This is a genomic window from Nocardia niwae NBRC 108934 = DSM 45340 (assembly GCF_001613465.1).
GTDB lineage: Bacteria > Actinomycetota > Actinomycetes > Mycobacteriales > Mycobacteriaceae > Nocardia > Nocardia niwae.
This window is the reverse complement of record NZ_BDCK01000023.1, coordinates 211,144-232,234: the sequence shown is the minus strand read 5'-3', so window position 1 is coordinate 232,234 and position 21,091 is coordinate 211,144. Positions and strand designations below refer to the sequence as shown.

Genomic DNA, 21,091 nt, shown 5'->3' with positions numbered 1-21,091 from the left:
CCGATGAAAGTGAAATTCGCCCCCGTCCTGCTCGCCGCCGCGCTCGCGCTCACCGGGTGCTCGCTGGAGCAGAGCGACGACACCCCGGCCGGCACCGTCAAGGTGGTCGTCGGCTACCAATCCAAGACCATCAACACCGTCACCGCGGGCACCCTGCTGCGCGCGCAGGGCTATCTCGAGCAGCGGCTGCAGAAGATCACCGACAACGGCGGGGCGAAATACCAGGTCGAGTGGCAGGACTACGACACCGGCGCGCCGATCACCGCGCAGATGGTGGCCGAGAAGATCGACATCGGCTCGATGGGTGACTACCCGCTGCTGATCAACGGCTCCCGCACCCAGGTGAACGAGCGCTCGCGCACCGAGCTGGTGTCGGTCACCGGGTACAACCCCAAGGGCGCGCTGAACATGGTCGTCGTGCCCAACGATTCGGCGGCCACCGGCATCGCCGACCTGGCCGGGCAGAAGATCTCCGCCAGCGTGGGTTCGGCCGGTCACGGCACGCTGGTGCAGGCGCTGTCGCGGGCCGGGATCGACCCGGCGAAGGGCGTCGAGGTGCTCAACCAGCAGCCGCAGGTCGGCGCGACCGCCTTGGAATCCCGTCAGGTGGGCGCGCTGTCCCAGTTCGTCGCATGGCCGGGCTTGGTCGTCTTCCAGAACAAGGCCAAGCTGCTCTACGACGGCGCCGAACTCGGCGTGCCGACCTTCCACGGCGTGGTGGCCCGGCGCGCCTACGCCGCCGAGCACCCGGAGGTGCTCCAGGCGTTCCTCGCCGCACAGCTGGACGCCACCCAGTTCCTGCAGCAGAAGCCGTTCGAAGCCGCCAAGATCGTCGCCGACGGATCCGGGCTTCCGCAGGAAGTGGTGTACCTCTACAACGGCCCCGGCGGGACGAGTTTCGACACCACGCTCAAGCCGAGCCTGATCGCGGCGCTCAAAGGCGATGTGGCATATCTGAAGTCGATCGGCGACTTCGCGGACCTGGACATCGACCGGTTCGTCGACGACGGGCCGCTGCGCACGGCGTACGCGGAGACCGGGCGCGGCGACTACGACCGTGACCTGGCCGCCACCGCCAACCCGACCCGGGTCACCGGCGCCGACCCCGTCTGCGGTCGAGCCGCGGAGAACCCCGCGCTGGCCGGCGAACTATGGCTGGACGGTGCGCCGCAGCCGCAACCCGCCGCCGACCCGACCTGCCTGCTGCGCGCGGTCCAGGCCGCGAAGGCGCAGGGCAAGACGATCCGCGCGGCCTACGTCCCGGACACCGAGCTGGGCACGCGCTGGTTCGCCGACAAGTCGATCTGGCTGCGCGACGGCGCCGCCTACCTGCCCTTCACCACCACCCCGGCCGCGCAGCGCTACCGCCAGGCGCATCCGTCCGCCACGCCGGTCACCTACGACCAGGCCGTCACGGAAGTACACGGATGACCAGCGAACTCGCCGCGCCGGCAGTGCGGGCCGCGGCCGAACCCGCCGCCACCCGATCGGTGGCCACGCCGGCGTTGCGATCGGCCTGGCGCTCGCGCCTGTTGCGGGTGGCCTCGGTCGCCGCCGCGGTCGGACTGTGGCAGCTGCTCACGGTCAACAACGTGCGGGCGGGCCTGCGTTTCGACACGCTGCCGACCGTCACCGAGATCGTCGCCGAATTCGGCACCCAGCTGCGCGCCGACCAGTACTACCTGGATATCGCGCAGTCGCTGATCCGGATCGTCACCGGCTTCGGGCTGGCCGCGGTGGTCGGCGTGCTCGCGGGCATCGGCCTGGGCCGGTCACGGCTGCTCGCCGACACTTTCGGCCCGCTGGCCGAGCTGGTCCGGCCGATCCCGGCCATCGCCCTAGTCCCGGTCGCGATCCTGCTGTTCCCCAGCGACGAATCCGGGATCGTGTTCATCACCTTCACCGCGTCGCTGTTCCCGGTGCTGGTGAGCACCAGGCACGCGGTGCGCGCCCTGCCAACGATCTGGGAGGACGCTGTGCGCACCCTCGGCGCGTCCCGGCTGGACGTGCTCGCGCGAGTGGTTTTCCCCGGCATCCTGCCCGGCGTCTTCAGCGGACTGTCCGTCGGCGTCGGCGTCGCATGGATCTGCCTCATCTCCGCGGAGATGATCTCCGGCCGTCTCGGCGTCGGCTACCGCACCTGGCAGGCCTACACCATCGTGGACTACCCGGCGGTGTTCGTCGGCATGATCACCATCGGAGTCCTCGGTTTCGCCACTTCGGGGCTGGTCGAGCTGGCCGGTCGCCGCATCACCCGCTGGCTGCCCAGGGAGGTCGAAGCATGACCACAGTGATCGACGCACCGGCATCGACCGGAATGCGCCTGAGCCTCAACGGTGTCCGGATCGCCTACGGCGGCGACCCGGTGCTCGACGAACTCGACCTGTCGATCGCGCCGGGGGAAATCCTCGTCGTGGTCGGCAAATCCGGGTGCGGCAAGTCCACCTTGCTGCGCGCGATCGCCGGACTGCGCGCGCCGGAAGGCGGAGCCGTGCTCGCCGACGGCGACCCGGTCACCGGCCCCGCGGCCGACCGCGCCCTGGTGTTCCAGGACGACGCGCTGTTGCCGTGGCGCACCGTGCGACAGAACATCGAGCTCGCCCTGCGCCTGCGCGGCACGCCCCGCGCCGAACGCAGAGCCACCGCCCTGCATTGGGTGGACGAGGTCGGGCTGACCGGGTACGCCGACTACCTGCCGCGCGACCTGTCCGGCGGCATGCGCCAGCGCGTGCAGCTGGCGCGCAGCCTGGCCGCCGCGCCCCGCGCCGTGCTGATGGACGAGCCGTTCGGCGCACTGGACACCCAGACCAGGGAAACCATGCAGCGCCTGCTGATCCAGACCTGGCGCGCCCACCCCACCACCATCGTCTTCGTCACCCACGACCTCGACGAGGCCCTGCTGCTCGACGACCGCATCGCCGTGCTCGGCGGCGGCACGCTGCGCGCGCTGGTGCCGGTGCCCAGCCCGCGCGAGGCGATCGACCGGTCCGCGACGAAGGCCGAGATCCTGGAGAAACTGTGAACATTCCGCCGCTGTCGGAACGGATTCGGCTGGACTGCGACGTGCTCGTCATCGGCGGCGGCACGGCGGGCACGATGGCCGCGCTCACCGCCGCCGAGCAGGGCGCGAACGTCCTGCTGCTGGAGAAGGCGCACGTACGTCACTCCGGTGCGCTGGCCATGGGCATGGACGGCGTGAACAACGCCGTGATCCCGGGCAAGGCCGAACCGGAGGACTACGTCGCCGAGATCACCCGCGCCAACGACGGCATCGTCGACCAGCGCACCATCTATCAGACCGCCACGCGCGGCTTCGCCATGGTGCAGCGGCTGGAGCGCTACGGCGTGAAGTTCGAGAAGGACGAGTACGGCGAGTACGCGGTGCGCCGGGTGCATCGCTCCGGCTCGTACGTGCTGCCGATGCCCGAGGGCAAGGACGTCAAGAAAGCGCTGTATCGCGTTCTGCGCCAGCGCAAGATGCGCGAGAAGATCCGCATCGAGAACCGGCTCATGCCGGTGCGCGTGCTCACCGACAACGGACGCGCGGTCGGCGCCGCCGCCCTGCACACCCGCACCGGCGAATTCGTAGCCGTCGGCGCGAAAGCGGTGATCCTCGCCACCGGCCCGTGCGGCAGGCTCGGGCTGCCCTCCAGCGGATACCTCTACGGCACCTACGAGAATCCGACCAACGCGGGCGACGGCTACTCGATGGCCTACCACGCGGGCGCGGAACTCAGCGGCATCGAATGTTTCCAGATCAACCCGCTGATCAAGGACTACAACGGCCCGGCCTGCGCGTACGTCGCCAATCCGTTCGGCGGCTACCAGGTCAACGCCGAAGGCGAACGCTTCGTCGACTCGGACTACTGGTCGGGTCAGATGATGGCCGAGGTCAAGCGCGAGATCGAATCCGCTCGCGGCCCGATCTATCTCAAGGTGTCGCATCTGCCCGACGAGACGCTGAGCACGCTCGAAGGCATCCTGCACACGACCGAGCGCCCGACTCGCGGCACCTTCCACGCCAACCGCGGCCACGACTACCGCACCCACGACATCGAGATGCACATCTCCGAAATCGGGCTGTGCAGTGGGCATTCCGCCTCCGGCGTGTGGGTCGACGAGCACGCGCGCACCACGGTGCCCGGCTTGTACGCGGCCGGCGATCTGGCGTGCGTGCCGCACAACTACATGATCGGCGCGTTCGTCTTCGGCGATCTGGCCGGCGCGCACGCGGCGTCCACCCTGGAGGAGCTCGCCGCGCCCGCCGAATTGCCCGAGGACCAGCTGGCCGCGGCCCACGAGCTGATCTACCGGCCGCTACGTCAGCCGGACGGGCCGCCGCAACCACAGGTCGAATACAAATTGCGGCGTTTCGTCAACGACTATGTCGCGCCGCCCAAGACGGCGACCAAACTGGCCATCGCGGTGGAGACCTTCGACCGGATGCGCGCGGAGGTCGAGGGCATCGGCGCGCGCACCCCGCACGAGCTGATGCGCGCGGTGGAGGTGTCGTTCATCCGCGACTGCGCCGAGATGGCCGCCCGCAGCTCACTGACCAGGACCGAATCCCGTTGGGGCCTCTATCACGAGCGCGCCGACCTACCCGAACGCGACGATGTCGAATGGCGATACCACCTCAACCTGCGCAAGAACCCCGACGGGACCATGTCGTTCCTGAAGCGGCCGGTGGCGCCGTACCTGGTTCCCGTGCCCGGGCTCGACGACCTGCCCTCGGCCGATGCCGAGGCGGTGCCGGTGCACCAGCCGCACCAGCTCGTCGGCCGTGCGCCGCACACCGGCGTCGTCGCTGAGCACGACCGGACCGAAGCCGGTTCCGCGCAGCCCGCCACGCCCCCGTCACCCCGAATCGTCGCGCTGCTCGCGCTCGATGAGCCCACCGTCGCCGAATTGTCGGCCTATCTGACGGATCCCGACGCGGGCGTGCGGGCGGCGGCGATCTCGGTGCTGACCGAGCACACGCCGGAGGGCTTCGCCCTCGCCCTGGGTGAGGCGTTGGACGACGAGGCGGCTTCGGTCCGCCGCGCGGCCGCGGCCAGCCTGCGTGAACTCGTCGAGGTGCTGCCTTCGGCGGCGGGACTCGCCGACCGGCTCGGGTCCGCGGATCCCGTTGTGCGGTCCACCGTGATCGATCTGCTGCGCGCGCTGCGGGCGGGCGAAGCCGCGCAGTATCGCGCCGCACTGGCGGACGGGGATCATCGCGTCCGCATCGAGGCGGTCCGCGCTCTGGTCTCGCTGAACGATCGCGACGGTGTCGCCACCCTGGCCACCGACGACAACCGGGAGGTGCGGATCGCGGTCGCTCAGGGTCTGGCCGCCATCGGCGACGGCGGGGCCGAGGTGATCCGTCACCTCGGCGACGACCAGGACCCGCTGGTCCGCGCCGCGGCGCTGACCTCGTTCGCCCAGTTGGGCGCCGCGCCCGCGGACGTCGCCGCGCTGGACGCAGCCCTGCGCCACTCGGCCTGGCAGATCCGGCAGGGCGCGGCCCGCGGACTCGCCGGCGCCGACCCGGATCTCGCGGTGCCGATTCTGGCTGCGGCGCTGCACGACCCGCATCTGGACGTCCGCAAGGCAGCGGTACTGTCGCTGTCGGCGTGGCCGGACCTGCCTGCCGCGCACGACGCGCTGCGCGCCGCGATCGACGACACCGACGCCGATGTGCGCGCGTATGCCCGGCGGGCGCTGGCCACCCAGCCCACGGCGTAGAGCGACCTGGTTGCCGCAGCTCGAATCGCTGATTAGATTAGCGGCTCGACCGTTGCCGACGCGCTAACCAGGGTATAGCCGGGTGGTGACGGTACGGCCGACGAGTCCGTCGCCGTCTCCATCAGCAGCGACGGGAGTGTGGCGTTGACCGTGCCGAACTGGCTGGATCTCGCCGTGCTCGCCGCCCTCGCGGTCGCCGCGGTGCTCGGCTGGCGCCGCGGCGCGATCGTGGGACTGCCCGGTTTCGCGGGTGGCCTGGCCGGGGCGATCCTCGGTGCGGCGGTCTCGGCCGCGTCGCTCGGTCAGCTCCCCCCGGGCGCCGTGCGGCTCCTGCTCGCGCTGACGGTGATCGCCGGAATGGTCGTGTTCGGCGCGGTCGCCGGGCACCGGGCCGGACGAGCCGCGCGCGCGGCGGTTTCCGGCCCGGTCGCGCAGCGCGCCGACGCCCTCTGCGGGTGCCTCGTTCATGCGCTCGCGGTTCCGCTGGTGGTGTGGCTGTTCGCCGGACCGCTGGAATCGGCCGCGCTGGTGCGTGATTCCACGACCGTGCGGACCGTCGACGGCGTCGCGCCGTTCTGGCTGTCCGGACTGTCCGAGGTGCTCACCGGGCCGATCGTGGACGCGGGCATCGGCCGCCCCCTCGCGCCGCCCGATCCGGGCATCGTCGAGGGCCCGATGCCCGCCGAACTGCGGCCGAGCGTACTGCGGGTGCAAGACCTCGCGCCGACCTGCGGCGTGCGCCAATCCGGTTCCGGGTTCGTCATCGCGCCGGAGCGAGTGCTGACCAACGCACACGTCGTCGCCGGCTCCAGCAAGGTTTCCGTCGACACCGCCGCCGGACCGCTCACCGCGGCCGTCGTGCAGTTCGATCCGACCATGGACATCGCGGTGCTCGCCGTCCCCGGTCTCGCCGCGCCCGCCCTCACGGTCGCCCCCCGACCCGCCGCTCCCGGCGCCGACGCGATCGCGCTCGGCTATCCCAGGGGCGGCTCCTACACCGCGTCCGCCACCCGGGTGCGCAGCCGCGCCGCACGCCAGGTGCGCGACATCTACCGCACCGGTCTCGGCGAACGCGAGATCTACACCCTGGACGGCGCTATCCAGCACGGCAATTCGGGTGGGCCGCTGGTCGACCGCGACGGCCGCGTACTGGCCATCGTGTTCGGCGTCGACGAGAACAACAGCAATGTCGGGTTCGCCACGAGCCTGCCCGAGGTGCTCGATCGGCTCGACCACGCGTGGTGGTCCGACCGGCCGGTCGACACCGGCCCCTGTGCCTCCTGACCGGCGTCAGGAGGCGTCAGCGACGATCACCACTCCGCTCGAGGCGTCCAGCAGCGGAATCGTCCGCTCCGCGGCGTCGTCGACGTGCACGCGCGGGTGCGTGGGCAGTTCGGTCTCGTAATAGGTGCCCGGACCGTAGAACTGGCCGTACTTCACCACCACACCGTCGAAGTCGAGCACGGCCGCCTCGTGCTCCTGGATCACCCCGCCCCGGCCCGCGGGCGGTTCCCACGCGATGCTCTGCGCGAGAAAACGTTTCGCTCCGGCCGCCCGCGCGGCGGCGATCAAGTTGCGGGTGCCCTCGGTGCGAATGCGCGCGTTCGCCTCGGCCCGTTCCGGCAGCAGCGCGACGTCGTCCGGCAGGTCGGTCAGCTGATGCATCACCATGTCGGCTCCGAACCGCACCACGGCGGCGGTCAGGGCGTCGGCGTCGTAGACATCGCACACCACCGGTTCGGCCCCCGCCGCCCGCACCTGATCGGCCTTGGCGGCCGACCTGGTCATCCCCGCGACCTCGTGTCCCGCCTCGACGAGCAGCGGAAGCAAGCGGACTCCGATCACGCCGGTCGCGCCGGCCAGGAAGATGCGCACGGTGTTTATTCTGCAGCGCCTGCGGCGCTGCGTGTTCGCGGCCCCCTTGTGGCTCGCGTGTGCGCGCCGGGCCGCGAACGGCGGATGCTCGGTCTCGCTTCGCTCGGAAGACGTGGTCGGGGTGCGCTGGGCGCGCGTGGAGCTGATGGTCCGACACGGTGCATGCGGTCTCGGCTGTCCACGTCAGGTCAGTCGGCACAGGATTGGTCGTGAGAGTGGTTCGAACATTCGTTACGGGCTCCGTCGCGCACGGCCTCCGATCTCCGGTCCATCGGTCTCGCTTCGCTTGAAAGACGTGGCCGGGTGTGCTGGGGGTGTGCGTTCTTCGGTGGCGGACCATCAGGGTCGTCGGGCCCGGGCGGTCATGGAGGGGATTACCGGCGGTCGGGAGCCTGCCTTCGCGCAGGTCGGTCACGTACAGCGCCGGCTTCGGGACTGGAACTTCGGGACCTGCTGCCTGGCCGGTGCCCCCGAACCGGTTCGATCGTCCCCGTCGGGATGGCGGAGGCAGCCGGTCGCGCTCGCGCGGGCATTTGTTCAGTCGCAGGGTATCCAGGCGGTGGCCTCGATGCCGTCCACCGTGTATTCGATGCCGCGCGCGGCCAGCAGACGCAGTACGGCGGTGTTGTCCGTCGTCGTACTCACGAACAGCTTCGTGTAGCCCTCGGCGGTTGCCCGCTCGATCAAGGCGGCGAACACCGCGGTTCCGATGCCGGAACCCCGCCGGGAGCGGCCGATCCATACTCCCGCCTCGGCGGCGCGGGGGTTAATGGGCAGCGGACACAGTCGTGCCGCGCCGATCACCTCGCCACCCACTCGGATGCCGTAGGTCGCCTCCACCGGCGGAGCGGCCAGCGCGCGGCTTCGGTGGAACGCCAGGAAGCGCGCTTCCCGCTCGGTATCCCAGCCGTCGCCGGGCCCCTCGACCGGCATCACCTCGCCCGGCTGCGCGTCCGCCACCGCCGCGTGGAGCAGATCGGTGAGGCACTGCTCGTCGAGCGGTTCGAGGGTGACATGGGCGGGCACAGCGCCGATCCTGTCACCCGGATCGGCCGCGCACTACCGAATTTCCCGCTGCTCAGACCGGTGTGATGGGCAGTCGCAGTGCGCCGGGCGCGGCGACCGGGACGACCGGGTTCTTCGGTTCGATCGGCGCGAGCCTGCGGTAGGTCGTCCCCAGCGGCGGGCGCGGATCGTCCTCGCCCTTGTTCGGCCACAGCGCCATGGCGCGTTCGGCTTGGGCGGTGATGGTCAGCGAGGGATTCACACCCAGGTTCGCCGAAATCGTCGAGCCGTCGGTGATGTGCAGGCCGGAGTACCCGTAGACCCGGTGATACGGGTCGACGACACCCGTCTCGGCCGAGTCGCCGATGGCGCAGCCGCCGATGAAGTGCCCGGTGATCGGGATGTTCATCAGTTCGGTCCAGCCACCCTGCGGCAGACCGCCGATCTTCTCGGCGATCCGCCTGGTCACCTCGTGGCCCTCCGGAATCCAGGTCGGCGGCGCGTCGCCCGCGCCCGGCTTGGTCGTCATGCGCCTGCCGAACACGCCCCGCTTGGTATAGGTGACGATCGAGTTGTCGACGTTCTGCATGACGAGCACCCCGATGATGCGCTCGGACCAGCGGCGGGGGCTGTGCAGCCGAACGAGGTGGCGGCGGTGCGCGATCAGTTCGCGCACGCCCAGCCACCAGCGGGCCTTGCCTTCCTGCCCGTCTACGAGCACGGTGGCCAGCAAACTCATCGCATTGCTGCCCTTGCCGTAGCGCACCGGCTCGATGTGGGTGTGCTCGTTGGGGTGGATGGACGAGGTGATCGCGACGCCCATGGTGAAGTCGGTGTCCTTGCGCAGCGACCGCGCGGCGAGCACCGCTTCGGAATTGGTCCGCGCCAGATGACCCAACCGCGGCGAGACATGCGGCAGGCTGCCGTTCTCCCGCAACCGGTGCAGCAGCTTCTGGGTCCCGAGCGCGGCGGCCGCGAAGATCACCTGGTCCGCGGTGAACGTCCGCGCACGCTTGCGCACCCACCGGCCGGTGCGTTCCGTCCGCACTTCGTAGCCACCCTCCGGTCGCGGCCGCACGTCCGTCACCGTGGTCAGCGGATGCACCGTGGCCCCGGCCTTTTCGGCCAGGTAGAGGTAATTCTTCACCAGGGTGTTCTTCGCGCCGTGCCGACAGCCGGTCATGCATTCACCGCAGTGAGTGCAGGTCGAGCGCGCCGGTCCGGCTCCGCCGAAGAACGGGTCGGCGACCTGCCGGCCCGGCCGGGAGTCGTTGTCCGCGAACAACACTCCGACCGGCGTGCGGCAGTAGCTGTCGCCGATGCCCATATCCTGCGCGACTTCGCGCAGGATCCGGTCGGACGGCGTGGTCGCCGGATTCTCCGTGACGCCGAGCATCCGCTTGGCCTGGTCGTAGTACGGCGCCAGTTCGTCGCGCCAATCGGTGATGTGCGCCCACTGCCTGTCGCGGTAGAACTTCTCCGGCGGCTCGTACAGCGTATTGGCGTACACCAGCGACCCGCCCCCGACGCCGCTCCCGCTCATGATGAAGGTGTCGTTGAGCAAGGTCATCCGCTGGATGCCGTAGCAGCCGAATTTCGGCGCCCACAGGTACTCGCGCAGATGCCAGGAGTTCTTCGCATACTCGTGGTCGGCGAAGCGCCGGCCCGCCTCGAGCACGCCGACCCGGTATCCCTTCTCGGTCGCGCGCAGTGCGGCGACGCTGCCGCCGAAGCCGGAACCGATGACGAGCACGTCGTAGTGGCTGTCCATGCGCTCGAGCGTATGGCGGCAAACCCGCAGGCCGGACGAGAGATACGGACGCGATATCGAGATTTCCGGCCATCTTCCCCCTCGCTCCCGGAAGCGGGCAACCGGCCGGGACCCCCGGTGGTTACTCCCGAGCACACCGGTCAGGAATCGAGAAGCGCTGCCCAATGCCCGGCAATTAGCGTGGCTGGCATGAACCTCACCACTGATCGAACCGCTATCGAATCCGTCATCCTCGAAACGCCCGACCCCGCCGCCGCCGAGGCGTTCTACGCCGCCGCGTTCGAACTGGGCGACCGGGTGCGCGTCCGCGCGTCCGAAGCGCCGACCACCGGATTCCGCGGCTACATCCTGTCGCTGGTGGTGTCTCAGCCGAGCACCGTCGACAGCCTCGTCGGCAGTGCGCTCGACGCGGGCGCGACAACGCTGAAGCCCGCAAAAAAGAGCTTTTGGGGCTACGGCGGTGTCGTCCAGGCGCCGGACGGGGCGATCTGGAAGATCGCGACGTCGTCGAAGAAGGACACCGGCCCGGCGACCCGTGCGGTCGACGATTTCGTGGTCCTCCTCGGGGTCGACGACGTCAAGGCGACCAAGCAGTTCTACATCGACCGCGGCCTGGCCGTGGCGAAGAGCTTCGGCAGCAAGTACGTCGAGTTCACCGCGCCGCCCGCGTCGATCAAGCTGGCGCTCTACGGGCGCCGCGCCGCCGCCAAGGACGCCGGCGTCTCGCCGGAGGGAGCCGGGACGCACCGGATCGCCTTCAACAGCACCGTCGGGGCATTCGCCGATCCGGACGGGTTCGCCTGGGAGACCGCCATCTGAACCCGGTTCCGCGGCCGGTCCGTCCGCTCGGGACCACACCATCCCGAGCCGGCCGGACAACTGTCCTGGCAGCCCCATGGTGTCGGTAAGCGGTTGACACGGACCACCACCCTCCATATTCTCTTCTCCAGCGAAGAGAAATCTTCTTAGAAGATGAATCTTCTAGGCAGATAAAAGTGGAAGGGGTATCCCATGACGTCGGCCATCACCGACACCGAACCGGCCAGGCCGGACAAGAAGCGGCGCCGCACCGTATTGCGCGCGCTCGGGGCCGCCACGCTGACGCTGGGTGTCGTCGCCGGTGGCGGATACCTGTGGCTGAATCAGGCCTCCGGCGTCCACGCCGCAGGCGTCGCCGAGTGCACGCAGGTCACCGCCGACGGCGGCAGCGCCGACGATCTGCGGGCAGTGTGCGAAACCATCGCCACCATGACCGCGGCCTGGGACCGCAACGACGCCGACGCGTTCGGCGCGACCTTCACCGAGAACGCCACCTACACCACGTTTCTCGGCACCCATTACGCGGGCCGTCGTGATTTGACCGAGGCGCACCGCGCGTTGTTCACGGGATTCCTGAAGGGAACCGGACTCGTCGACTCCTTCCTCGGCGTGCGCTTCTTCGGTGACGACGTCGCGATCGTCACCAGCCGTGGCGACCGCTACGAGGACGAGCGCCCGGCGGAGCTGTCCAAGACGCAGACCTACACGCTGGTCCGGGAAGCCGACAGCCGGTGGCGGATCGCGAGTTTCCACAACACGAAGCGGCAGCCGGTCATGGAGCGCGTCTCGTTCCTGTTCGACCCGGCGACGAAGCCGGAAGCCGAACGATGAAGGCCCTGGTGACCGGCGCCAGTGCGGGAATCGGGCGCGCGCTCGCGATAATGCTTGCCGCGCAGGGCTATTCGGTGACCGTCGTGGCGCGCGGAGCCGAGCGGCTCGACACCCTGATCGCCGAACTCGGCGACGGGCACGACAGTCTCACCGCCGAGTCCGAAACCCTCTGGCACGAACAGCGATCACGCGGCGTGCGGGTGCTGGCCTCGTGTCCCGGCGTCACCGCCACTACCTCGCAGACCGCCACCGACGTGCCGCCCTGGCTGATCCAGACGCCCGAGCAGGTGGCCGAACGCGCGCGGAAAGCGTTGTCCGGCGATGCCGGCCCCGTCGTATCCACCAGCCCGCTCAACCGGGCACTCACCGCCGCCTTGCGGCTGTTCCCCCGCCGGACCGCCCTGGCCCTGCTGGCCGATCGAAGGAGAGCACAATGACCGCCACCGACACCGCCGCCATCCGCGCCCTCATCGAGCGCAGCAGGCACGCCTGGAATGCCGGCGACGGCGCCGCCTACGGCGCCTGCTTCACCGCCGACGCCACCGACGTCACCTATGTCGGCACCGTCTACCACGGCGGTGCAGAGATCGGCCGTGCGCACCAAGCCTTGTTCGACAGCTTCCTGAAGGGCACGCGGTTGGCCGTCGACATTCTCGAAATCCGTTGCTATGGAACGGATGCCGCGGTCGTACTGACCCGCGGCGAGTCTTCGAAACGAGAGCCGAGGAAGCTGGGCAAACTCGCCACCTACACCGTCGTCCGCGACACCGACGGGCAGTGGCGCATCGCGGCCGTGCAGAAGACGAAGCGCAAACCGCTCATGGAAGCGGTGTCGTTCCGGTCTCAGCCCGCCACCCGTCCCGCGGTGCACTGATGGCCGCCATCGCGGTTCTCGGCGCCACCGGCCGCACCGGCCGCATGGTGGTCGACCGAGCCCTGGCCCGAGGTCATCGCGTCGCCGCCATCGTCCGCCCGGCCACCACCGCGGCCCCCGCGCGGGGGGCGACCGTCGTCACGGCCGACCCCTGCGCTCCGGGCGCACTGGCCGGAGTGCTCGACGACCACGACGCGGTGATCTCCGCACTCGGCGCGACCGGGCACGGCCCCACCGCCGTCTACTCCACCGCGACCGCCGAGGTCATCGCCGCCGTGCGGCCGGACGCGCGGCTTCTGGTGAGCTCCTCGGCGGCGCTGGACGTTCCGGCGGACGCGGGACCGGGCACCAAGCTCCTCACCGCCGCCCTGCGCGGCGTCATGCGGTATACCTACGCCGATATGACCCGCATGGAAAACCTGCTCGCACAGAGTGATCTGTGCTGGACAGTCGTCCGCCCCACGCGATTGACCGACGCACCCGCAGGCGGCAGGCCGCGCGTCTCGCCGGGTGCGCGCCGGAAAGTCGGGCCGCGCACGGCACGGGCGAACCTTGCCGACTACCTCCTCGACGCCATCTACGACCCGTACACCTACCGGTCCGTGGTCGCCCTCTCGTCCTGATCGCGGCACCACTGAGGTAGGCAAGTGAACCGCCGTGGACTACCCCACCGCGCAAAGAAACGGCGCTGTCCGCACGTGCCCGAAATGCGTGGGGAATCGGGAAGCGGGCATCGAAGGCGTGGGAATCGGATGTGCACGTCGCCTCGAGCGCGTCGTTCCGGAGCGACGGGAGCGGTCGGCGACACGCCGTATCGTCGCGCAGCGCCACAGGCGTGTCGTGAGCAGTTTTTCGGGCTACCATCTGGCAAGGTCGCTCACCGACGTTGCCGGAAGGCAGCACCGGCCGCCCGATACCAGGAGCTGCCCGTACCACTCGGCACGCCGGGTCCGGGCTTCCCACACCTGACTGTGACTGCGCTGGGGACCCGCTTCGGCGCACCTAGGATGTTCTTGCCGATCCCGGGTGCAGCGGACCCGAGTGCCGAGACTGCGACTCGCTCTCGGCGACAAACGAATCGGAATTCCCGGTGACCGAACACGGTAGGAGGTACGCGCGTGGGCGCGGTAGCGCGATCCGGAAAGCAGCGAATCATCAGGAAGGCCGGCGCAGCCGTGGCGGCAGCCGTGTTCATGTCGTCGTTCGGCGCGTCCGTGGCCACCGCCGCGCCGATTCACACGCCGATATCGCGGGCCAGGGCGGGCGGTTACACGGACCTCTCCGTGCCGTCCAGCATGGGACCGATCAAAGTGCAGGTCCAGTGGGCGGCCCGCGGCGGGAGCGCTGCGCTCTACGTGCTCGACGGCCTGCGTGCACCCGCCGACCACAGTCAGTGGACGACCGATACCGACGCCCTGCGCCAGTTCGCGGACGACAACGTCACCCTGGTGTTCCCGGTCGGCGGCCACTCGAGCTTCTACACCGACTGGTACCGCCCGAGCAGTACCAACGGGCAGGAGACGACGTACAAATGGGAGACCTTCCTCACCCGGGAACTCCCCGCCTACCTGCAGCGGTACGGCGTATCGCGCACCAACAACGCCATCGTCGGAGCCTCCATGGGAGGCAACGCCGCCCTCACGCTGGCGGCCCACCACCGCGACCAGTTCCGGTTCGCCGGATCCTTCTCCGGATTCCTGCACCCGACATTCCCGCTCTGGAACGAAGCAATGCGCGCGGCCATGTGGGACGAGGGCAACTTCAATCTCGACGACATGTGGGGGCCGGTCGGCGATCCCGCCTGGAGCCGTAACGACGCCACCGAGCAGGCGGAACTGCTGCGCGGACTGCCGATGTACGTCTCCACCGGCAACGGCCTGCCGGGCCCGCCCGACCTACCTTTCGGCGTCGGCAACACCGTGAACGCGATGGGCCTCGAGACGATGACGACGGCGGCCGCGCAGATGTTCCGGGATCGGCTCGCGGCGCTGGGAATCACCGCCCGCATCGACGTCATGGACGGAACGCACACCTGGCCCTACTGGCAGCAAGCGCTCGCGACGGCGCGCCCGATGATCCTCGACGCGCTCGGCGCACACTGACCGCCTCCCGCCCGCAGGTATCCCGGCGCAATGCGTGACAGCGGGCGGTGATCGCCTCCGCTCGCTCGATATGCCGCACAGCCCGGTGCCCCGGTCGATGCCGTGGACCGTCCGCCGGTGCTCGAACTCCACCAGTTCGTCCGCGACGTTTCCGGTTGGCGACCTAGCTCGACAGCACGCCCGCGACGACCGCGCGCACCGCGCCGTCGAGTGTCTCGCGCCGGGGCGGGCCCGCCTCCCGGTCGGCGAACAGCAGGTGCGCGGTCCCGATCAAAGTCGGGGCCAGGACGTCGACGTCGGCGGTGGCGGTGATCCGGCCGAGGTCGCGTTCGGCGCCGAGGTAGCCGGCGATCATGGCCGTCGCCTCCGCCAGGACCGGGACGCCGGTCGGCCTGGTCCGGCGCAGGCGGGCGCGCAATTCGTCGCGGAAGGTGATCAAGCTGACGACGGCCGTGGTGACCGGTCCGAACACGTCGGTCAACGCGGCGGTGAGCTGCTCGACCACCCCGCCGCTCCCGGCGGATTCGCACAGGTCGGCGGCCCGCCGTTCGATGTCGGCGATACGAGCGCTCACCAATTGCGCGAGGAAGTCGTCGAAGTCGGAGAAGTGCCGGTGCAGTACGCCTTTGGCGCAACCGGCCTCCGTGGTGACCGCCCGGCTGGTCAGCGCGCTCGGCCCGTCTCGCAGCAGGATCCGTTCGGCCGCGTCGAACAGCTGCTCACGCACGTCGCGGAGGGCCACTCCCGTGGGCATACCAGCCTTCCTTTCGAGTCGATCGGGCCCGTCCCGTTGTGGAGTGGGCGCTTGCCCATTTAAGGTGGGCGCATGCCCACTTTACCTTCGCCCGGGGAAACGCCACACCGGCACCGGCAGGTCGCCGAGTCCTTCGGCGTGGACCCCGAACGCTACGACCGCACCAGGCCCGGCTACCCGCAAGCCATGGTCGACCAGATCGTCTCCGCCTGTCCCGGACGCGCGGTGCTGGACGTCGGGTGCGGCACCGGTGTCGAAGCCCGGCAGTTCCGAGCAGCCGGTTGCACGGTGCTGGGCGTCGAACCGGATCCGCGGATGGCGGATTTCGCGCGGCGGCGCGGACTCGAGGTCGATGAGGCGACCTTCGAAGCCTGGGACAGCGGAAATCGCGTCTTCGACGCGGTGATCGCGGGAACGGCCTGGCACTGGGTCGATCCCGTCGCCGGTGCGGCCAAGGCGGCGGAGGTTCTGCGCCCCGGCGGCCTGCTCGCCACGTTCTGGCATGTGTTCCAACTCCCCGCCGACGTGGCGGAAGCGTTCGGCGCGGTGTACCGGCGGGTGGCGCCCGGCTCGCCGTTCAGCGCGCCGCCGAACGTGCGAGCCCTCGATGGGTACCGGCCGATATTCGCCGCAACGGCCGACGGCATCCGGGACAGCGGCCGGTTCGGCGACCCTTCGGAGTCGGGTTTCTCGTGGGAGCGGATCTACACCCGTGACGAGTGGCTCGATCAGCTGCCCACCCAGGGCTCACTCACCCGCCTGCCCCAGGACGCGCTGACGCAAGTGCTCGAGGGCGTCGGCTCCGCGATCGACGCGATGGGCGGCAGTTTCACCCTGCCCTACACGACCGTGGCGATCATCGCGACGCGCACCGGCGCACCCTGACGCCAGGCGGGACGCGGCGGTAGTCGCGCGCCACGACTCCAGCGCCCCGTTTCCGCCCGGGCAGGCGCGGGTAGCTCCGACAGGTGGCCGGCGGCGATCCGGGCCGGCCGACGCGTTCCGAGCAGTGAGGAGACGGTCGGGTGTCAGGGTTGTGGACTGCGGGCGGGTGGGGATTGCTGGCCGGATCCGCCTTGCTGATAGGCGCTTTGGTGGGATTCTTCGCCCGGATCCCGCCGAAGATCGTGGCCGCCGTGATGGGTTTCGGCAGCGGGGTGCTGCTCTCGGCGGTGTCGTTCGAGTTGATCGCCGAGGCGCACGAGCGCGCTGGATTGCCGCCCACCGCACTGGGCGCGGTGGCCGGTGCGGTGATCTACACCGTGGCCAATCTCGCCCTCGCCCGCCGCGGCGCCCGGCACCGCAAGCGCTCGGGCGACCAGCAGCCCAGCGAGTCTGAACAGTCCGGCTCCGGTACGGCCATCGCGCTGGGCGCCCTCCTCGACGGCGTACCGGAGTCCATCGTCATCGGGACGAGCCTGCTCGGCGGCAAAGCCGTCAGCGCCGTCACGGTGGCCGCAGTGTTCATCAGCAACATTCCCGAGGGCTTGTCCAGCGCGGCCGGTATGCGCCGCGCCCACCGCCACCAGCGGTACGTCTTCGGCCTGTGGGGCGGTATAGCGATGATCAGCGGTGTCGCGGCGATGGCGGGTTACGGCCTGCTCGGTGACGCGAAGCCCGCCGTGCCGGCCGCCATCACCGCCTTGGCCGCCGGCGCGATCCTGGCCATGATCACCGACACGATGATCCCGGAGGCGTTCGAAAACGCCCATCTGTGGGTGGGATTGATTACGGTGTCCGGTTTCCTCACCGCCTTCGCCCTGTCCCAGCTCGACCATTAGCGTTGCGTCGCAATCACTTTCGGTACAGACGCCGACTTGACTCGGGCCCCCTCCAGGAGTTGGCGTCGGCCGGCATGACAGCAACATAGATCACCGGATCGGCAACAGCGGCCTGCAAACCGTGCAGCAAGGTGCCGAGATCATCGTGCGCATGGCGCAGGTGGGGCCCGACGGCCCCACCGGTGGCTACTTCGACGCCGCAGGCACCCCTGCCCGGGTGTGCGCCGGGCTGCCGGACCACGGGTTCAGCGCGACGCGACGGATCTGCTGCGCGGTTCCCGTTCTGTCGCCGCCGGTGATCGCATGGCGTGCGCTCGCGCGATGACCTCCTGCAACCCGTATCCGTTGATGATCGGTATCCCGTAGCGGTGTTGGAACCTGGTGCGCAGGTCGACCCGGGCCGGCGCCGCGCAACAGAGGGCGAAGCGCACCGACGAGGTATCCGCCCGCATCCGGCCGGGCAGCTCGGACAGCGCCGCGTACAGGCTCGGGACCGACGAGGAGTAGGTGGGCCGGACCCGCTCGATCCGCTCCAGGAACGACCTCGGGCCCAGGGGGCCCGCCATGGTGGCGCGGCCCCCGACGGCCAGCGGCGACAACGCGCCCAGCAAGATGCCGCATATCTGCGGCATCGGCAGGGTCGACAGACTGTGGTCGGCGTCGGTGAGGGCGAGTACCTTGATCACCAATTGGCACATGGCCCCGAGATGACGGTGGTCGAGCATCGCTCGGTCGCCGCCGCCGTAGGTGATCAGCGCCAGCGCCTCCGCACCGGGCCGCGCCGGTTCGATGACATAGCGTTCGCCCGCGCCGGGCGAGACGACCGGAACCGAGGGGTCGACGCCCGCGGGGCGCGTGGCGGCGACCAGGACCCCGGGACCGGCGTCGGCTATCCGGCGGCCCGCTTCCGCGTCGGCCGCCATCGGGTCGATCACGGCGGCCGCGGCGCCCAGACGCCAGGTTGCGAACAGCGACACCACGAGGTCGACGGCGCCGGGCAGCATGATCGCGACCACGTCACCGGTCGTGACGCCCGCGGTGCGCAGACCGGAGGCGGCCCGCTGGACGGCGGCCAGGAATTCGCGGTTGTTCAGTTCGGTGCCGTCATCGGCGAGGGCAGGTGCGTCCGGGGCGGCTTCGGCGCGACGGTCCGGGAGGGTCGAAAGCGTCATGCGATCTCCTCGGCGTTGGGGTTCGATGACAACGGTAGAAAGCGCGGCCGGGCGCGCCACCGTCGTTCAACGCTCAATTTCTTCGCCGGTGTTGTCGCCGGAGGACAATATCGGCCTCGTGATTCGTCGCAATGGCGTCGACGAGGCAATTACGATCGGCTGGTGACGAATTCTCGTCGCGACCGCGCTGTCGAGATCGACCGTTTTGTCGGTTATATCGCCGCCCGCATGAACGAGCGGGTGACGGACATCAGCGCGAGTATCCATCACGGCCTCGAGGCAGAAATATTCGAATTACGCGCGGACGTCCATACCGTCGATCTGCTCGGGGCCAGCGTGCAGGGCAATGTCTCCACCATGCTGCACGCGCTGCGCCACGACATCCCCGCCGCGCGCATCGACCTGCCCGCGGCAGCCGGCGAGTACACCAGACGGCTGGCCCAGCACGGCGTCCCGCTCAACGCCCTGGTCCGGGCGTATCACGTCGGCCAGCGGCTGGCGACCGAACACGTCTTCGCCGAACTGCAGGCCGCCGATATCGCGCCGGCCGATCGATTCCTCATCGGCCGGGTCATCGCCACGCGGCTGTTCGAGTACCTCGACCGAATGATCCAGCAAGTCGTCGCGGTGTACGAAGGCGAGCGCGAGCAGTGGCTGGAAACGCGCAACAGTGTCCGCGCGCTGGGTGTGCGCGAGATATTGGAGGGCAGGACGGCCGTCGATGTCGACGCCACCACTGAGAAGATCCACTATCCGCTGCGGTGGCACCATTTGGCGTTCATCGTCTGGTATCCCGACCCGGGCGCGCACGGCGACGAACTCGGCCGGTTGCAGCGGTTCGTCCGCGGCTCGGCCGAACCCGCGGGAAGCGATGCGACTCCCCTGTTCGTCGCCGACGATCAACTGAGCGGCTGGGCCTGGCTGCCGTACCGCGCGGCGCAGCCCGGCGCGATCGCAGGGCTGCGCGGTTTCGCGGCCGCGCTGGGCGATGCGCCGCGGATGGCCATCGGCGCGATGGCTCCCGGCGTCGCGGGATTCCGCCGGTCACATCACCTGGCCAAGAGCGCACGCTCGGTCGCGCTGGCGCGAGGAGACGCCGGAGACCGTGTCGTCGCCGCCGGCGATCCCGGATTACCGGTGGCGGCCCTGCTCGGCGGCCAGGGGGCCGAAGTCCGGGAGTGGGTCGGCGAGGTGCTCGGCGACCTGGCCCGCGACACCGACAGCGACGCCCGGCTCCGCGAGACACTCCAGGTGTTCCTGCGCACCGGATCGAGCTACAAAGCGGCCGCCACGGAACTCGGCCTGCACGCCAACTCGGTGAAATACCGCGTCGGCCGCGCCATCGCGCGACGCGGCAAGCCCATCACCGAAGACCGGCTCGACGTCGAACTCGCCCTGGTGATCTGCCACTGGTACGGACCGCCGGCTCCACGACCGGACACGGCGTGAGTTCACCGCGGCTCTCCGTGCTCCGGTCGTGTGCCGCGGGCCCGCTGCGCCTCTCCGGGCGTGCTCAGGGAGCTGCGTCACGATGTGGCGATGACGGTGCTGGCCGCCAAGGCGACCACCAGCCCGACGATCTGGCTGTGGCGCACTTCCTCTTTCAGCGCCGACACGCCCAGGACGACCGGGACGATCGGATACAGCGACGACAACACGACTGCCACGGCCAGGTATTCGGTGCGGGTGGCGTACAGGTAGGACACCAGCGCGGCGGCGGCGAGGACGCCGGAGCACACAGCGGTGCACTCGGCCCGATGACGCGAAACCGCTGCGGTCTCCCCCGTTCCGGCGGCGAGCTTCCAGGCGAGCAGGGCGACGAGAACCACGGCCGCCGCCCGGCCCGCGGTCACCGGCCAGATGCCGGAGGCCGGACCTGCCCGCGCCAGCGCGAGATACTGCACGGCGATGCCGGCACTGGCGATCAGTCCGTCGCCGACGGCGCCTCCCGCGATCGGACCGGTGCCGGTGGCGCCGCCCGCGACCAACCACAGCGCGGGCAAGGCGACCGCGATCCCGGCCCACGCCGACAGCGCCGGATGCTGACCGAGCACCACGGTTCCGATCAGGACCGGCAGCGCGACACCGCCCACGGCGCTGACCGGGACGACCACCGACATCGCTCCGCGACCGATCCCGCGGAACAGGAATGTCATGGCGATACCGGTGCCCACTCCGGATAGCGCTCCCCACGCGAGATCGGCCGCTTCGGGCGCACCCCGGGAGACCAGCGGCGCGGCGAGGACGGTGACGGCGAGCCCGCCGAGCTGACCGAGCAGCGCGACACGCGCGAATCCGACGCGGCGGGACGCGATTCCGCCCAGGAAATCCGACAGGCCGTAGCTCACCGCGGAGACCAGTGCCAGCAATGTGCCCATCG

The 21,091-nt window shown here is 70.1% G+C and carries 21 protein-coding genes; 15 read left to right on the top strand and 6 right to left on the bottom strand.

The window, feature by feature from the left end:
• Nucleotides 1–3 precede the first annotated feature (3 nt).
• From NNI01S_RS16045 to NNI01S_RS16025, 5 genes are all read left to right on the top strand, one after another.
• Complete coding sequence (locus tag NNI01S_RS16045; protein ID WP_063020892.1) at nt 4–1,431, top strand: ABC transporter substrate-binding protein; 1,428 nt, start codon at nt 4–6, stop codon at nt 1,429–1,431.
• Nucleotides 1,428–2,285 carry an ABC transporter permease gene (locus tag NNI01S_RS16040; RefSeq protein WP_084488829.1) on the top strand — a complete coding sequence of 286 codons (858 nt, stop codon included), beginning with the start codon at nt 1,428–1,430 and terminating at the stop codon, nt 2,283–2,285. Before NNI01S_RS16045 ends, NNI01S_RS16040 begins: the two co-directional genes overlap by 4 nt.
• Nucleotides 2,282–3,022, top strand: a complete 741-nt coding sequence (locus NNI01S_RS16035; protein WP_063020891.1) for an ABC transporter ATP-binding protein — start codon at nt 2,282–2,284, stop codon at nt 3,020–3,022. Before NNI01S_RS16040 ends, NNI01S_RS16035 begins: the two co-directional genes overlap by 4 nt.
• On the top strand, nt 3,019–5,727 hold the full coding sequence (locus NNI01S_RS16030) for a fumarate reductase/succinate dehydrogenase flavoprotein subunit (RefSeq protein ID WP_063020890.1): 2,709 nt from the start codon (nt 3,019–3,021) through the stop codon (nt 5,725–5,727). Before NNI01S_RS16035 ends, NNI01S_RS16030 begins: the two co-directional genes overlap by 4 nt.
• Before the next feature lie 150 nt (nt 5,728–5,877).
• The gene (locus tag NNI01S_RS16025; RefSeq protein ID WP_245676198.1) at nt 5,878–7,011 is read left to right on the top strand and encodes a MarP family serine protease; all 1,134 of its coding nucleotides are present in this window, start codon (nt 5,878–5,880) and stop codon (nt 7,009–7,011) included.
• Nucleotides 7,012–7,017: 6 nt separating this feature from the next.
• Here the strand turns inward: NNI01S_RS16025 and NNI01S_RS16020 are convergent, their stop codons facing one another.
• From NNI01S_RS16020 to NNI01S_RS16010, 3 genes are all read right to left on the bottom strand, one after another.
• Nucleotides 7,018–7,602, bottom strand: a complete 585-nt coding sequence (locus NNI01S_RS16020) for an NAD-dependent epimerase/dehydratase family protein (protein ID WP_063020888.1) — start codon at nt 7,600–7,602, stop codon at nt 7,018–7,020.
• Between the two features lie 537 nt (nt 7,603–8,139).
• Nucleotides 8,140–8,628: a GNAT family N-acetyltransferase gene (locus NNI01S_RS16015; RefSeq protein WP_218019209.1), complete on the bottom strand. Its 489-nt coding sequence runs from the start codon at nt 8,626–8,628 to the stop codon at nt 8,140–8,142.
• 52 nt (nt 8,629–8,680) lie between these two features.
• Nucleotides 8,681–10,378 carry a GMC family oxidoreductase N-terminal domain-containing protein gene (locus NNI01S_RS16010; RefSeq protein ID WP_063020886.1) on the bottom strand — a complete coding sequence of 566 codons (1,698 nt, stop codon included), beginning with the start codon at nt 10,376–10,378 and terminating at the stop codon, nt 8,681–8,683.
• A 189-nt stretch (nt 10,379–10,567) separates the two neighbouring features.
• Between NNI01S_RS16010 and NNI01S_RS16005 the strand changes: the two genes are divergently transcribed.
• The 6 genes from NNI01S_RS16005 (at nt 10,568) to NNI01S_RS15975 (ending at nt 15,004) form a co-directional block, all read left to right on the top strand.
• On the top strand, nt 10,568–11,197 hold the full coding sequence (locus tag NNI01S_RS16005; protein WP_063020961.1) for a VOC family protein: 630 nt from the start codon (nt 10,568–10,570) through the stop codon (nt 11,195–11,197).
• Between the two features lie 192 nt (nt 11,198–11,389).
• The gene (locus NNI01S_RS33615) at nt 11,390–12,028 is read left to right on the top strand and encodes an SgcJ/EcaC family oxidoreductase (protein ID WP_084488828.1); all 639 of its coding nucleotides are present in this window, start codon (nt 11,390–11,392) and stop codon (nt 12,026–12,028) included.
• A complete protein-coding gene (locus tag NNI01S_RS35710; RefSeq protein WP_084488827.1) occupies nt 12,025–12,465 on the top strand; it encodes an SDR family NAD(P)-dependent oxidoreductase in 441 nt (146 codons plus the stop codon). The genes NNI01S_RS33615 and NNI01S_RS35710 overlap by 4 nt, the downstream gene beginning before the upstream one ends.
• Nucleotides 12,462–12,902 (top strand): SgcJ/EcaC family oxidoreductase, encoded by a 441-nt coding sequence (locus NNI01S_RS15985; protein WP_063020885.1) that lies wholly within the window; start codon nt 12,462–12,464, stop codon nt 12,900–12,902. The genes NNI01S_RS35710 and NNI01S_RS15985 overlap by 4 nt, the downstream gene beginning before the upstream one ends.
• On the top strand, nt 12,902–13,525 hold the full coding sequence (locus NNI01S_RS15980; RefSeq protein ID WP_063020884.1) for an NAD(P)-dependent oxidoreductase: 624 nt from the start codon (nt 12,902–12,904) through the stop codon (nt 13,523–13,525). Before NNI01S_RS15985 ends, NNI01S_RS15980 begins: the two co-directional genes overlap by 1 nt.
• A 495-nt stretch (nt 13,526–14,020) precedes the next feature.
• Nucleotides 14,021–15,004, top strand: a complete 984-nt coding sequence (locus NNI01S_RS15975) for an alpha/beta hydrolase (protein WP_439956135.1) — start codon at nt 14,021–14,023, stop codon at nt 15,002–15,004.
• 163 nt (nt 15,005–15,167) lie between these two features.
• Here NNI01S_RS15975 and NNI01S_RS15970 read toward each other — a convergent pair whose 3' ends face one another.
• Nucleotides 15,168–15,758, bottom strand: a complete 591-nt coding sequence (locus tag NNI01S_RS15970; RefSeq protein ID WP_063020883.1) for a TetR/AcrR family transcriptional regulator — start codon at nt 15,756–15,758, stop codon at nt 15,168–15,170.
• Between the two features lie 72 nt (nt 15,759–15,830).
• Between NNI01S_RS15970 and NNI01S_RS15965 the strand changes: the two genes are divergently transcribed.
• Both NNI01S_RS15965 and NNI01S_RS15960 read left to right on the top strand, forming a co-directional pair.
• Nucleotides 15,831–16,643: a class I SAM-dependent methyltransferase gene (locus NNI01S_RS15965; protein ID WP_084488826.1), complete on the top strand. Its 813-nt coding sequence runs from the start codon at nt 15,831–15,833 to the stop codon at nt 16,641–16,643.
• A gap of 140 nt (nt 16,644–16,783) precedes the next feature.
• Nucleotides 16,784–17,539, top strand: coding sequence for a ZIP family metal transporter (locus NNI01S_RS15960; RefSeq protein ID WP_063020881.1), 756 nt, complete (start codon nt 16,784–16,786; stop codon nt 17,537–17,539).
• A 245-nt stretch (nt 17,540–17,784) separates the two neighbouring features.
• Here NNI01S_RS15960 and NNI01S_RS15955 read toward each other — a convergent pair whose 3' ends face one another.
• Nucleotides 17,785–18,711, bottom strand: a complete 927-nt coding sequence (locus NNI01S_RS15955; protein WP_063020880.1) for an AMP-binding protein — start codon at nt 18,709–18,711, stop codon at nt 17,785–17,787.
• 25 nt (nt 18,712–18,736) lie between these two features.
• Between NNI01S_RS15955 and NNI01S_RS34540 the strand changes: the two genes are divergently transcribed.
• Nucleotides 18,737–18,877 carry a hypothetical protein gene (locus tag NNI01S_RS34540; protein ID WP_157114817.1) on the top strand — a complete coding sequence of 47 codons (141 nt, stop codon included), beginning with the start codon at nt 18,737–18,739 and terminating at the stop codon, nt 18,875–18,877.
• A complete protein-coding gene (locus NNI01S_RS15950) occupies nt 18,874–20,160 on the top strand; it encodes a PucR family transcriptional regulator (protein WP_063020879.1) in 1,287 nt (428 codons plus the stop codon). Before NNI01S_RS34540 ends, NNI01S_RS15950 begins: the two co-directional genes overlap by 4 nt.
• 77 nt (nt 20,161–20,237) lie before the next feature.
• Here NNI01S_RS15950 and NNI01S_RS15945 read toward each other — a convergent pair whose 3' ends face one another.
• On the bottom strand, nt 20,238–21,089 hold the full coding sequence (locus NNI01S_RS15945) for a DMT family transporter (protein ID WP_063020878.1): 852 nt from the start codon (nt 21,087–21,089) through the stop codon (nt 20,238–20,240).
• Between the last annotated feature and the right edge of the window lie 2 nt (nt 21,090–21,091).